Genomic DNA, 13,178 nt, shown 5'->3' on the forward strand with positions numbered 1-13,178 from the left:
GCGGCGGACAGAACCTGAACTAGAGTCGTCGTCGTGAATTCGAAACGCTGGCAGCACATCATGGAATGGCCACTCGTGGTCGCCGCGCTCATCTTCCTCGGCGTCTACAGCTGGCAGGTGATCGGACAGCCCACCGGCACACATGCCGAGATCGCTTTGGCCTTGGTCATCATCTCGTGGTTCGTCTTCGTCATCGACTACGTGGTCAGCCTCTGGCTCGCCGAACACCGTTGGGACTGGTTCCGTCACCATCTCTTCGATCTCGCCGTGATCGTACTGCCGTTGCTGCGGCCCCTGCGCGTCCTGCGCGCCATCACGGTCCTGCACGTCCTCAACCGCACCGTCGGCACTGCTGTGCGTGGTCGGATCCTCATCTACACCGCCTCGGCGTCGGCACTGCTCGTGTATGCCGCGTCGCTCGCCGTCCTCGACGCCGAACGCGGAACCGAATCGGCGATCAATTCCTTCGGCGATGCGATCTGGTGGGCCTTCGTCACCGTGACCACGGTTGGCTACGGGGATATGGCACCCGTGAGCGGTTTTGGTCGGGTGCTCGCCGTCTTCCTCATGCTTGGTGGGATTGCCCTTCTCGGTGTCGTCACCGGGACGCTGGCCTCCTGGATCGTCGAAAAGGTCTCGACGGATGCGGAGGAGAACCAATCGGCCACCGTCGCCCACATCCATGCCCTCGAACAGGCGATCGAAACGCTGGCGCTTCAGATCGAAACCATTGGAGGGGAGGCGAAGGCAACAGCAAATTCGCCGAGGCGAACCGGTGATCGAGTCGATGACTCAACATATCAGGGGCCTGTATGAGAATCTTCGGTGAGTAGATTCGGTCACTGCCGCAGTCCGGTGCTGCTCTGGCACGCTCTCGATGCCACGTATAGGCGAGAAACGAACACAGGGAATAGGTCAGTGACTTCTGCGGGGCGCAATCGGCTTCGCGTGGGATACCGGAACCGAGGTGATCAAGGCCCACCCCGTCGACACCCCCGAAAAGCTGGCACCGGCCTTCACCTACCCAGACACGCGGGCGATGTTCGCGAAGGAGGGTTTCACGAAGGTCGCCGATACCGGGTCGAAGGTCAGGGGTGCTGAGTGTGTGGTGATGCGCCTGAACGGATCTTTGCAGTTCTCGCCTGATTGCGCATGCACTGTTCAAACGGGTAAAGTCGGTCTGTGCCCAGAGGGGGTATGGCGCAATTGGTAGCGCATCTGCTTTGCAAGCAGAGGGTTAGGGGTTCGAGTCCCCTTACCTCCACTCGAGAAGCTATTGAGACAGCACTCGTAAAGAAGGTCCCGCCGGCAACGATATGGACGTTGCCGGCGGGACCTTCATCTATTCGTTTATCGAGAGGTTCATTCCCTGACAGTCAGGCCGCCTGGAAGCCGCCTGACTGTCAGGGGCCGTATTTCAGGCGTGGACGCGGATGAGGTGTTCGTTCGTGAACGCCTGGAATGCCCACTGCGCATTCTCGCGGCCGTAGCCCGAGCGGTTGATTCCGCCGAACGGGTATTCCGGTCCCGATTCCATATGGGAGTTGATCAGCGTCATTCCGGCGTTGACCTTGGCACCGAAGCGCTCACCCTTCTCGAGGTCATCGGTCCACACCGAGCTCATGAGGCCGTATTCGGTGTCATTGGCCAAACGCAGCGCATCCTCTTCGTCCTTGGCCCGGTAGACCATGACCGCGGGTCCGAAGAGCTCGTTGCAGCCGAGGTCCGACTTCGGATCGATATCGGAGATCACGGCCGGCGACATGAACCAGCCGGGACGGTCAAGCTTCTCGCCACCGGTGTGCAGCGTGGCACCATCGGACACGGCTTTGTCGATCATAGCCACGATGTCATCGCGAGCACCCTCGGATGAGACCGGGCCCATGCCGACCTCGGGGTCGTCGAAGGTCGAGACCTTCGTCGCCTCGGCGGCCTTGACGGCCTCGGCGAGGAACTCGTCGTAGAGGTCATCGACGACGATCATGCGCTTGGGCGAGGTGCAGACCTGACCGGCGTTCGCCAGTCGCAGGCCGACGAGCTTCTTGGCCAGTGCCGGCACGTCCTTGGAGTCGAGGACGACGGCGGGGTCGTTGCCGCCGAGCTCGAGGACGGCACGCTTGTAGTACTTCGCGGCGATGGAAGCAACGGAAGCGCCCGCGCCTTCGGAGCCGGTGAGCGAGAAGCCCTTGACGCGGAAGTCCTTGAGGACCTCCTCGGCGTGCGAGCTGTCGAGGTAGATGTTCTGGTACACGCCCTTGGGAAGACCCGCCTCGGTGAGGAGATCCTCGAAGTACTGCGAGGACTTCGGGCAGATCGAGGCCTGCTTCATGATGATCGCATTGCCGACCATGAGGTTGGGCAGCACGAAGCGGGCGATCTGGTTATAGGGGAAGTTCCACGGCATGATGCCCAGCAGAACGCCCAGCGGCTGGTGGCGGACGTAGCTGCTGGCCGCACCTGCGGCAGCGAGCTGTGTGGGGGCCAGGTGAGTGGCGGCGTTGTCGGCCATCCAGCGGGCCGTGCGAGCGACCTTGTCCACTTCGCCGAGGCCCTGCTTCTTGACCTTGCCCATCTCACGGCCGATGATGTCGGTCATCTCATCGGCATTGGCATCGACGAGGTCGGCGAACTTCCGCAGGATCGCGGAGCGCTCATGCAGCGGCGTCTCCTTCCACGCAAGGTGGGCATCGTGGGCGCGATCGATGTAACCGGGGATCTCTTCCTTGGGGACGGAGGCGAACTCCTCCTCAACCTCACCGGTGTTGGCATTTGTCACTGCGAACTTGCTCATAGAACGTCCTCTCGCACGTACGAATCGGCTTGTAGTCTCAACAAGAACAATGACGTGCGCATTCCACAAGGGCAAGTCCGTCTCATACTCTTGCCGGCGGGGTGAGACTCACGGCTGTTTCGATCACTGCCCGGACGTGAGTATCAGGAGCTCTCGGGTGCGATTCGAATCGTCGAGGGACGGGTCGCGGCATCGAAGGACGCCGTGGTGCCTGTGGCTCCCATCCCGCTGGCCCGAGCCGGCTCATAGGTGCGCACGCCCCCATCTCCCTGCCACTGGTTGATCCAGATGACCCCGGCGGGAATGTGCTTGGCCTGCTCGAGATGGTCGGCATTGTGCGAATACACTGTGGCGGCCAGGCCGAAGGCCGAACGGGATGCCCGCTCCACTCCTTCAGCAAAGGTCGACACGACAGCGATCGGCGCGACGGGGCCGAAGGTTTCCTCGGTCATGAGCGACATCGAATCCTCGACTCCGGTGATGACCGTCGCTGGGTAGAAGTATCCGGTGTGGTCGGGAATCTCTCCGCCGATGCGCACGGTGGCACCCTGTGAGACGGCATCGGCGACCTGTGAGCGGACGATGTCTCGCTGCCGGTCGTCGACCAGGGGGCCCATCATGACTCCAGGCTCCAGCCCGTCACCGAAGGCGTAGGCCTCGGCAGCCTTGACCAGTTCGTCGACGAACTCGGCAGCGATGGCTTCGTGGACGTAGATGCGTTCCATCGAGGTGCAGATCTGACCAGTGTTGACGAAGGATCCGAAGGCCACCGCCTCGGCGACGGACGGGATGTCGACATCGTCATCGACGATGACCGGATCCTTGCCACCCAATTCAAGGGTCGAACGGTGCAAGGCCAGCCCCGAGGCGGCACCGACCTTCCGTCCTGCGGCGACCGAACCGGTGAAGTGCACCAAGTCGATGTCGTTGTGAGCGGCCAAGGGCTGACCGGCGTGGACATCGCCGAGCACCAGGTTGAGCACTCCGGCGGGAAGATCGAGCAGCTCGAACAGCTTCACCGTCGACAGCGGTGATCGTTCGGAGGGTTTGATGACCACAGTATTGCCGGAGGCGAGCAAGGGCCCCAGTGCCGCCAAGACCATGGTGACGGGAAAGTTCCACGGCGTGATCACGGCAGCCACTCCCACGGGGTGACGGAGGATCTGCGTGCGCCCGCCGTCGGGATCATCGCTCGAGGATTCGAAGGCATAGTTCGCAGCCTCCTGTGCCGAGGCCCTCAGCCCCGCGACTCCCGCCGCGATGAAGCCGCGTCCGACGTCGACGGGCTTTCCCATCTCGCGGCATTCGAGCTCCGCCAATTCGTCCGTGCGCGCTTCGATGCGATCGGCCCAGCCGACGATCAGTGCCACGCGGTCGTCGACGCTCAGCGCATGCCACTCGGGTTGAGCTCGGCGAGCGGCGGCGACAGCGTGGTCGACATCGGCACCGCTGCCCCGGGGGAATCGGGCGATGGTCTCCTCTGTCGCGGGATTGACCACCTGCAGCAGGGTATCGTCGCGGGAGTCGATCCAGGCGCCGTCGATGAAGTTGCGCAGAGTTGTCGTATCGGTCTCAGCGGTCATTGTGTTCGTGTCTCCAATAGCTGTCAGGAATGGGTGGATGTCAGGGATTGTCAGTGGGTGCGGTCGGCCATGAGTTCGCCGACCATGATGGACGCCAGATTCGTGTTCGCCCGGGGCACCGAGGGGAAGATCGAGGCGTCGATGACGTGAAGGCTCTCGAATCCGTGCACGCGGCAGTCGGAATCGACAACCGTGGTCGGGTCATCGGCCGATCCCATTCGGCAGGTGCTCGTCCCGTGCTGAGCGTCGGCCACGGTGGCCAACAGGTGGGCATCCAGTGCGTCATCGTCGTCGAGGACGGAGAACAGCTCCGCGTTGCAGTCGTGCACGGAGCCGCCGAGGATGGACCGAGTCGCGTCCTGGTCGAGGAGTCCCACGAGGCTTCTGATCCCGTGACGCATGCGGGCACGGTCACCGACCTCGGAGAGCATCCTCTCTGCCACCACGGGCTGTTCTCGGGGGTCTGCCGAGGTCAGCGTCACGGTTCCACGCGAGTCGGTCTGGTTGAGCCAGACACCGTAGGCGCCGAATTCCGCTCCGGTGTTCGCCGTCGCCATGGAGATCACGCTCTGGTTCATCGAGACGAACATCAGATCGTTGTCGCCCTCCTCCGGATCGCTCGACCAGCGCACGCACACATTCGTGTGGCGATCGTTCGGTGACGAGAGACCGGCGGAGGCATTGAGCGGAAGAGTGATCGTGGCCATGGCATGATCCTGCAGACCCTGCCCCACCGGCAAATCGGCAAGGACGTCGACGCCCAGAGATTCGAGTTGCTGACGTGGACCGATGCCGGATCGCAGGAGAATCGACGGTGAGTGGATGACCCCGGCGCTGAGGACGATGGTGTCCGCGTATCGATTCGCAGCGACGTCCTCGGAGATCAGACTGACACCGACGGCACGTGAGCCCTCGAAGAGGACCCGGTCGACGACGGCCTCGCCGAGGATGGTCAGATTGGGCAGCTCACGTGCACCTTCGAGGTAGGCATCGTTGACACTGACCCGGCGAGAATCGCGGGAATTGATGGGGTAGGGCGAGACACCGGTGGCCTGCGGGGCGTTGACGTCCGGTGCCCATGGGTGACCGGCGGCCTGGGCCGAGTCGGCCAGAGCCGCGTCGACCGCTCCCCAGCGTTCGCGCGGAGTGCGGAAGATCGGGGTGGGCCCGGTGGTGCCGTGATAGTCGGCACCACCGAACTCTGCATCGTCCTCCAGCTTGGAGAAGTAGGGAAGAACCTCCTCGGCGGACCATCCATCGCACCCGGCGTTCGCCCATTCGTCGAAGTCGTCCAGCGGAGGACGGATCGCGATCTGCCCGTTGATCGAGGAGCTTCCTCCTACCCCCTTCCCCCGCCAGTACGGCGCTGGCGGCTGCGCATCGGTGCGCGTGGCGTTGAGATCCGTCCACACCATGCCCTCGGTGGCGTCGGGATCCATGAGTGGGACGGCCGGATTCGGTGACCGCCAGGCCTCGTGCATGTCCGCCGATCGGTAGTCGCGACCGGCTTCGAGGAGGAGAACGCGCTTGCCCTGCTGCGCGGAACGGACGGCGAACGCGGCCCCTGCCGAACCGGCTCCGACGACGATGATGTCCCAGATTTCTTCTTTCACGTCACATCTTCCTTGAGAACGAGTAGTTTGGGAGGCAGTGGCGGTCGATTCCGCACTTCCACTACGATGACGCACATCACAACATTCAGTCAATAGTGAATGTTCAGTTCAAAGTGAATTGTTACGAAGGAGACCGACTTGGCTGCGCTCGCGAACACAGGTGCCACAGGCGTGAATGCTTCCCTGGTCGAGAGTTTCGGTCGGCGGATCGGCGAGGCCATGAACTGGCCCCCGATGGCCGGTCGTGCGGCCGGAGTGCTCATGCTCAGCGACTCGCCGCTGAGCATGCCACAGCTGCAAGAGGCGCTCGAGGCCAGCAAGGGGTCTGTCTCCGAGACCACGCGGCTTCTCATCGACAACGGCGTGATCGAACGATTCAAGGAACCAGGACAGCGACAGTTCGTCTATCGGTGGAGGTCAGACGCGTGGATCGGCTGCCTTGACCACCAATTCCGGGCCACGGTTCAGCTGCTGGACTTCGCGGAGTCGGTGCAGGAAGACGGGCGAACACTGCCAGATGTCCAGCGCCGACGGATCGAGCAGATGGAAGAGTACTACCGGTTCATGACCGATCGGCTCCAGGGGCTGCTCGCGGAATACTCCGAGCTGGCGCAGTCAGACGACAGCGCCTGACGACTGCTCGGGCATCGTGGCGCAATTGCGAGCACTCCAGGCCCGCTCGACCCGGATCGCAACTGCGACGACGACCAAGGAAGCCAGGGAGAGGCCGATCGCAACGACGACAGGAGCCCTGAACCCCCAGCCGAGCGCGATGACTGCGGCACCGAGCGCCGGCCCGATGGCATTGCCGACGTTGAACGCCGAGGTATTCACGCTGGCCGCCAGCGTCGGCGCCTGTGCGGCGATCTGGAACACGCGGGCGTTGAGCGCCCCCGCGATTGAGAAGCCGCTGGCGCCGACGAGGACGATCATGACGATCGCCGCCCAACCGGTGTCGGCCACCAGCCACAGGGCGAAGAGGCTGAGAGCCAGGGCAGCGAGGCTGCCGATGATATTGCCGAAGATGTTCCGATCCGCGAATCGCCCGCCCACGACGACCCCGATGAAGGCGCCGATGCCGAAGGCGGCCAAGACTCCGGGGACCAGGTCGTTCGAGATTCCCGCCACCTGGGTGAGCAGCGGCGAGAAGTAGGAGAAGGCGGCGAAGACCGAGGCTTGGAAGAGCGCGGTCGTTGTCAGAGCCAGCCAGATTCGCGGGCCCTTGAACGCTGAGATCTCCGCCTTGAGGAGCGTGGGAAGATGCTGGTTCGACTCGCTGTGTTCGCCGGTCGGGTTGCGATCGTTCGTATTGCGAACTGTGAGCACGATGAGGGCGGCTGCGAGAGCAGTGACGATCGCGACGGCCCAGAACGTCGCCCGCCATCCGTACTGCGTACCCACCCAGGTGCCCAGGGGCACGCCTACGAGGTTCGCAACTGTCAGGCCGCCGACGAGGCTGGCCAGGGCACGACCATGCACCTCGGCGGGGGCGATGCGCGTCGTATGGACAGCGGCGACGGCCCAGAACCCGCCGCAGGCGATGGCTGAGAGGACACGGGTGACCATGAGGATCGCATAGGTCGGTGACAGCGCTGCCACGATGTGCAGTGCGGAGAATGCGACGATCGAGATGATCATCGTCGCCCGACGCGGAAGCTTGAGCGTCAGCAGCGCCATGGCTGGTGCCCCGCCGATCATCCCCACGGCGAATCCGGTGATGAGCAGGCCGGCCTGCGGGATGCCGACGTGGAGATCCGCGCTGATGGGCTCGAGGATCCCGGCGATCATGAACTCGCTGGTGCCGAGACAGAAGATCACCGCTGCCAGGAGGTAGACCTGAGCCGGGGCACGGACTCTTGTCTGAGTCGAAGTCGTCACTGTGCGCTGCCTTCGGTAGAGGTGAGGTCTCCGGGCGCATTGCCGTCATATGTGTGGGGTGCCGAGTGGTTGTGAAGTGCTGTGAGTCCCTCGGGTGTGCACAGTGCTTCGATGAACGCGCTCGCCTGAGCCTGGACGTTGTCAGCCGGCATGACCCGAGCAGCGATCCTCAAACCGGCGAGCACGCTGTAAATGAGCTCCGCGTGCACTTTCGTGTCGATATCGGGGCGGATGTGTCCCTCGACCCGTCCGCGCTCGAGGACGATGCTGTAAGCCTCCAGCCAGGCCTGGCGGTCGGGATCGAGGATCGTGCACACAGCGTCGACTTCGCGTCCGAGTTCGGCCGCGGTGTTGGCCGACAGGCATCCGATCCGCTTATCGTCCTCGCACTGTTTGGCCAGTTCCCCGCCGAGGCGGTGCATGATGAGCGTCGGAGCCGGTGCTGTTCCTGTGCGCAGCTCCTCACGAAGCGAGGTTCCGGACGCTGTGTATTCGCGCAGTGCCCGCAGGAACAGGGCATCGAGGCTGTCGAAGGTGTTGTAGAAGCTTGATCGGCCGATGTTCGCACGTTCGCAGACCAGGCCGACGTCGGTGCCGGTGTATCCGTGTTCGCTGAAGACGGCGATGGCTGCCTTGATCACCGTCTGCTCGTCGAAGCTCTTCTTCCTGCCCATGGTGCCAGCCTAGATTATTTTGGACAGTTCTGTCCAATAAACTTTTGGAGCACGTTCTGGGCTGTTCTGACCTCGCTGGTCGCTGACAACAGGTGTAACGTGACGGCAAGGAACGATGGCGCTATTCCGAGTGGGACGCCCGGGCGAGCTGTCCTCGGCGAAGAAGGGAACACGCATGAGCTCAGTGAGCAAGGAACGCAGGAAGCAGCTTCGCCATGATGATGCGAACTGGAAGCTCGGAATCTTCTACTTCTGTCCCCGGGACCCTTCGTTCTTAGTTCCGAAGCGCGTCGGCATCGGATGGTCGCTCAATTACGGGAGCCCGTGGTCGCTGCTGTTCATCCTCGTCGTCATCGCTGTTCTGGTGTGGGGCGTCTTCTTCTGAGGAAGAGCTCGGGCACCGAAGCCGTCAGGCAGACAGGGTCCAGGATTGTTCTGCCGGATGCGCCCACGCACTACTTCCTGCGAGACGAGAGCACGCAGAATTCGTTGCCTTCCGGATCGGCCAGGACAACCCAGGGTTCGTCCTCGGGCTGCCCCACATCGGCTCGTCGGGCGCCGAGAGCGAGCAGTCGATCCACTTCGGCGGCCTGGTCTTCGGGACGAAAGTCGAGGTGAAGGCGATTCTTCACGGTCTTGGTCTCCGGGTCGACTCCGAAGAGAAGGCCCGGGAGAGCGTGTTCCTCGGCTCTGATCTCCACTTCGTCCTCGTCCTCATCGACGACAATCCACCCGAGGGCCTCTGCCCACCAGTGGCCGAGTACATGCGGATCGTGGGCATCGACGACGAGCTGCTCCCATTCCAGTCCCATATCCACAGATTAATGTGTCCACCTTCGGCTGTGAATGGCACTATGCCGGTTCAGGCACCGACATCCTGCAGGTGGTGCCTGAGTTCGTGCAGACCGTAGCGGGTCAGTGAGGTCACCGTGAACTCGCGTCCATCGGAGCGGTAGCCGGTGCGTTCCCACTGTTCGTCGGTGATCTGAGCCAGATCAGCCGCATAGGCCAACGCGGCCGCTCTCAAGCCAGCGGCAACCTCGGCGGGGTTCTGGTGTCGGTAGTCGGACTCGATGGCCACGGCATCGCCGTCGAAGTTCGGCAGGGTCGGAGCCGACTGCGAGACGATCAGTTGCGTGCGTTCGCGGAACAGATCGAGGATATCGCGCACATGAGCCGCATATTCCACGTCCGACCACCGGTCCGGTCGGGGCCGAATGCCGATATTCTCCCGGCCCAGGACCTCGTCCCAGGTCTCCGCGGACGCCAAGACATAGCCAGGTACCGCGCTGACATCCTCATCGCCGGTGAACCCGCACTCGGCGCACCCGGCCTCGAGCACGTCTGCCCAATCTCGTGTGTCCGGTTCGATGGTCTGTTCGTTCGGTTCGGCGCCCTGCATATGAGGCGTGGTTGTCTGCGCCTCTGGCCCTGTCTCGCTCATGTCATGCCCCTGTCCAATCGTGGTGATTCAGCCGCGATCTGCACGCTGTCGTAACGCGTGCGGCGACTATTTTTCGTCGAGTACCTTCTTCAGCACCGTCGCGTCGCTGATGTCATCGCGCTTCGAGGCGGTCAGGAGGGTGAGTTTGTTCTTCTGCGCGTATTCCTTGAGCTGTGTGAGGGCCTCGGCATGGTCATCGTCGTCCAGTTCCTCCTGATAACGCCGGGAGAATTCGTCGAACTTGTCGGGATCGTGTGAGTACCACTTGCGCAGATCGGTCGAGGGCGCGAGATCCTTCAGCCAGTCATCGAGAGCGGCCTTGTCCTTGCTGATTCCGCGCGGCCAGATGCGGTCGACGAGGATTCGAGTCCCGTCGCTGTTGACCGGATCATCGTAGATCCGCCGAACCTGGACCTGATGTGCCTCTGACATGATCGTCCTCCCTCTCTGCCCAACTGAGCTGTCCGCCGTACTGACCTGTGTGCCGATCTGTCGGCCTGATTTCAGTCTAAGACGGAAGAAGTCAGACGCAAGGCGGAAGCACACTGCCCCATCTCCGTTCTGTTCGCGCGTAGACTCAAACGCTGAACGCCAGTGTGATGATGCGAGGTGACGATGACCGAGATTCCGAGGATCAACCGGCTCTTCCCTGACCAGGTGAAGGATGTGGGCCTGCACGATGCCTTGGTCTTCCCCGGCGAAGCAGACCAGTGGGTGCGGGCAGTGTTCGTGGCTTCGGTCGATGGCGCCGCGACCGTTGCCGGTCACGCGGGAGGCCTGGGCAATGACATCGACAAACAGCTGTTCGCCCTCAACCGGGCCTTGGCAGATGTCATCCTCGTCGGTGCCGGCACCGCCAGAACCGAGGTCTACGGTCCCGCCGAGGATGATCCGCAATGGCGACACCTCCGCGAGAACCGCACCCCCACGGCACCCATGGCGGTCGTCTCACACAGCTTGGATCTCGATTTCTCAGCCCCACTGTTCACCGAGGCTCCCGATTCCGCGCAGACGATTCTCATCACCTGCGCAGACACCTCTGCTCAGACGCGTGACCAGGCCGCTGAGGTCGCCGAGGTGATCGTGGCCGGTCAAACGTCTGTGGACCTGAGCGCGGCGCTCGTCGAACTCCGCAATCGGGGGTTCGCGCAGATCGTGTGCGAGGGCGGACCCCAGCTGTTCACCGATCTGCTGGAGGTCGGAGGCGTCGATGAACTGTGTCTGACTCGCAGCCCGACCCTGATCGCCGGGACGGAGACGACCATCCTGCGTGGTGCTCAGCTCGAACCACCGGTCGACCTCGAGCTGGAGTCCCTGTTCGGCACCGACGACGGATTCCTCTATCTGCTCTACCGGCCGGCGGGGTGAGAGCTCGAGGCGCCACAGCCTCGGCGAGCACTAGGCCAGGTTCACCCTCTTCCGCGCGCTGTCGCTGAGGTTGCTCAGCACCACGGTGCGAACCTGCTGGTCGATGTACTGGCCGAGACTGACCTGTGTCTGTTGGAAGTACCAGTGTTTGAGTGCCCACATATGAGCCAGCGTCATGAGATCGTGTCCGAGCGTGCCCGCATCGACCTCGCGCAGGTCGCCCGTCTTCGCCGCCTCGTCGACGACGTCGATGAGCGGCTGCAGGGTCGCCAGCTCCTGAGATTGGATGGACTGCAGACCGCTGCGTGAGAGAGACCGGGAGGACTGATAGGTCAGAACGACCGCCTGCCGATGATCATCGACGACCCGGCAGAACTCGGTGAACGCCGCGATGATCCGATCGACAGGATCGTCGGCGTTCTGGATGGCGGCAGGAACGCGCAGCCGGAAGTCATCGAGAACCAGGGTGATCGCTGCCAGCACGATCTGCTCCCGATCCGAGAAGTACTTGTACAGAAGTCCGACGCTGACGCCCGCGGATTTGGCGATCGCCTGCATCGACACCGCGTGCGAACCCTTCGTCTGCATCAGGCTCACGGCCGCATCGACGATCTGCCTCTCACGGAATTGCGCGCGAGCACCGCGAACTACGGCGTTGACGTCCTGAGTCTCACTTGTCATGTCGGCCGACCACTTCCTCCCGCAGCTTGAACTTCTGAATCTTACCGCTCGGCGTCCGCGGGAACTCATCGAGGACCTGCAGCGTCTCGGGCCAATAGTGTTTGGTCACGCCCTTGGAGGCGAAGAATTCACGCAGCTCGTCCATGGTGAACGAATGGCCGGATCGCAGCGTGACCACGGCACACGCGATCTCCTGCAGACGGGGGTGGGGCACCGCGACGATCGCCACCTGGGACACGGCGGGATGTTCGTACATGACGTTCTCGACATAGGCGACGGGAATGTTCTCCCCACCACGGATGATGATGTCTTTGGAGCGGCCGCCGATCTTGATGAAGCCCTCTGCATCCATCTCCGCGATATCGCCGGTGTCCAGCCAATCACCGTCGAACGCCTCATCGGTGAGCTTCGGTTCCTTGAGGTAACCGACGAACAGGAACGGCCCTCTGACCTGGACCTTTCCCTCGGTTCCTGCGGCCACCGGTTCGCCGAGGGGATCGACGATCCGCACGGCCATGTCCCCGAGCGCGCGACCGTCGGTACTCGTGACCTTGTCGTCGGAGTCTCCGGGAGCTGTCATGGTGACAAGACCGCATTCGGTCTGCCCCCAACCACCGAAGACGTTGAGGTTCGGGAGCAGCTCTTTGGCCTCGTGGACCATGACTCGCGGAATCGGAGCTCCCATACAGCAGAAGTGCCTGAGACTCGACAGATCACGGTCTGTCGTCTTGGCCGCCTCGATGAGGTCGTGCAGGAACGGGGTGGCACCCGAGGTGTGTTCGATGCCGAACTCCTCGATGAGCCGTGCGAACTCCTCGCCGTTCCAGGCATCTTGGAACACACCGGAGCCGCCGACGAGCAGCGGCAGGCAGACTCCGTACATGTAGCCGGTGAGGTGTCCGAAGGTCGAGGCCATGTGGATGACGGAATCGGGTCCGAGGCCGAGACTGTCGGGCCATGGCAGGGAGGCCGAGAGCACCGAGTTGTGCGTGTGCATGACGCCCTTGGGATCACCGGTCGTCCCCGAGGTGAAGAGGATCAGACCGACATCGTTGGGAGCGGGGCGGCGTTCGTCCCAGTCGATGCCGGCTTCTGTTCCCGCTGATTCATCCGCAGCGCCGCGTTCGAGGAAGTCCGTCCACCGTT

14 protein-coding genes and 1 tRNA gene are annotated in these 13,178 nt (G+C 63.1%); 5 read left to right on the forward strand and 10 right to left on the reverse strand.

Translation table 11 applies throughout. From position 1 onward, the window contains the following. Positions 1 to 33 precede the first annotated feature (33 nt). Entirely contained in the window at positions 34 to 816 is a 783-nt protein-coding gene (locus tag L0G76_RS03050) for a potassium channel family protein (protein ID WP_304355862.1), read from the forward strand. 375 nt (positions 817 to 1,191) lie between these two features. Beyond that, positions 1,192 to 1,264: transfer RNA gene (locus tag L0G76_RS03055), tRNA-Ala, on the forward strand. Positions 1,265 to 1,417: 153 nt separating this feature from the next. Here the strand turns inward: L0G76_RS03055 and L0G76_RS03060 are convergent. From L0G76_RS03060 to L0G76_RS03070, 3 genes are all read right to left on the reverse strand, one after another. Next, a complete protein-coding gene (locus L0G76_RS03060; protein ID WP_304355863.1) occupies positions 1,418 to 2,791 on the reverse strand; it encodes an NAD-dependent succinate-semialdehyde dehydrogenase in 1,374 nt (457 codons plus the stop codon). Between the two features lie 143 nt (positions 2,792 to 2,934). After that, complete coding sequence (locus tag L0G76_RS03065; RefSeq protein ID WP_304355864.1) at positions 2,935 to 4,374, reverse strand: aldehyde dehydrogenase family protein; 1,440 nt, start codon at positions 4,372 to 4,374, stop codon at positions 2,935 to 2,937. A 50-nt stretch (positions 4,375 to 4,424) separates the two neighbouring features. Then, complete coding sequence (locus L0G76_RS03070; RefSeq protein WP_304355865.1) at positions 4,425 to 5,987, reverse strand: GMC family oxidoreductase; 1,563 nt, start codon at positions 5,985 to 5,987, stop codon at positions 4,425 to 4,427. Positions 5,988 to 6,125: 138 nt separating this feature from the next. Here L0G76_RS03070 and L0G76_RS03075 point away from each other — a divergent pair, with 138 nt between their 5' ends. Further along, entirely contained in the window at positions 6,126 to 6,620 is a 495-nt protein-coding gene (locus tag L0G76_RS03075; RefSeq protein ID WP_304355866.1) for a GbsR/MarR family transcriptional regulator, read from the forward strand. On the opposite strand, the gene L0G76_RS03080 is transcribed toward L0G76_RS03075, so the two are convergent. Together L0G76_RS03080 and L0G76_RS03085 are read right to left on the reverse strand one after the other, a co-directional pair. Then, entirely contained in the window at positions 6,603 to 7,865 is a 1,263-nt protein-coding gene (locus tag L0G76_RS03080; protein WP_304355867.1) for a Cmx/CmrA family chloramphenicol efflux MFS transporter, read from the reverse strand. The two genes, L0G76_RS03075 and L0G76_RS03080, sit on opposite strands and share 18 nt — an antisense overlap. Next, positions 7,862 to 8,539: a TetR/AcrR family transcriptional regulator gene (locus L0G76_RS03085; RefSeq protein ID WP_304355868.1), complete on the reverse strand. Its 678-nt coding sequence runs from the start codon at positions 8,537 to 8,539 to the stop codon at positions 7,862 to 7,864. Before L0G76_RS03085 ends, L0G76_RS03080 begins: the two co-directional genes overlap by 4 nt. Positions 8,540 to 8,654: 115 nt before the next feature. Here L0G76_RS03085 and L0G76_RS03090 point away from each other — a divergent pair, with 115 nt between their 5' ends. Further along, positions 8,655 to 8,924: a DUF5808 domain-containing protein gene (locus L0G76_RS03090; protein ID WP_304355869.1), complete on the forward strand. Its 270-nt coding sequence runs from the start codon at positions 8,655 to 8,657 to the stop codon at positions 8,922 to 8,924. A 70-nt stretch (positions 8,925 to 8,994) separates the two neighbouring features. On the opposite strand, the gene L0G76_RS03095 is transcribed toward L0G76_RS03090, so the two are convergent. From L0G76_RS03095 to L0G76_RS03105, 3 genes are all read right to left on the reverse strand, one after another. Beyond that, positions 8,995 to 9,351 (reverse strand): VOC family protein, encoded by a 357-nt coding sequence (locus L0G76_RS03095; RefSeq protein ID WP_304355870.1) that lies wholly within the window; start codon positions 9,349 to 9,351, stop codon positions 8,995 to 8,997. A gap of 50 nt (positions 9,352 to 9,401) precedes the next feature. After that, the gene (locus L0G76_RS03100; protein WP_304355871.1) at positions 9,402 to 9,983 is read right to left on the reverse strand and encodes a DinB family protein; all 582 of its coding nucleotides are present in this window, start codon (positions 9,981 to 9,983) and stop codon (positions 9,402 to 9,404) included. Between the two features lie 66 nt (positions 9,984 to 10,049). Next, positions 10,050 to 10,415, reverse strand: a complete 366-nt coding sequence (locus L0G76_RS03105) for a DUF488 domain-containing protein (protein ID WP_304355872.1) — start codon at positions 10,413 to 10,415, stop codon at positions 10,050 to 10,052. 183 nt (positions 10,416 to 10,598) lie between these two features. On the opposite strand from L0G76_RS03105, the gene L0G76_RS03110 reads away from it, so the two are divergent. Continuing rightward, positions 10,599 to 11,351, forward strand: a complete 753-nt coding sequence (locus L0G76_RS03110) for a pyrimidine reductase family protein (protein ID WP_304355873.1) — start codon at positions 10,599 to 10,601, stop codon at positions 11,349 to 11,351. 30 nt (positions 11,352 to 11,381) lie between these two features. Here L0G76_RS03110 and L0G76_RS03115 read toward each other — a convergent pair whose 3' ends face one another. After that, complete coding sequence (locus tag L0G76_RS03115; RefSeq protein WP_304355874.1) at positions 11,382 to 12,032, reverse strand: TetR/AcrR family transcriptional regulator; 651 nt, start codon at positions 12,030 to 12,032, stop codon at positions 11,382 to 11,384. Then, a partial coding sequence (locus L0G76_RS03120) for an AMP-binding protein (protein WP_304355875.1) occupies positions 12,022 to 13,178 on the reverse strand: 1,157 nt, incomplete at its 5' end. The genes L0G76_RS03115 and L0G76_RS03120, both read right to left, overlap by 11 nt.

The organism is Brevibacterium picturae (assembly GCF_030453725.1).
In the GTDB taxonomy this organism is placed as follows: Bacteria; Actinomycetota; Actinomycetes; order Actinomycetales; family Brevibacteriaceae; genus Brevibacterium; species Brevibacterium sandarakinum_A.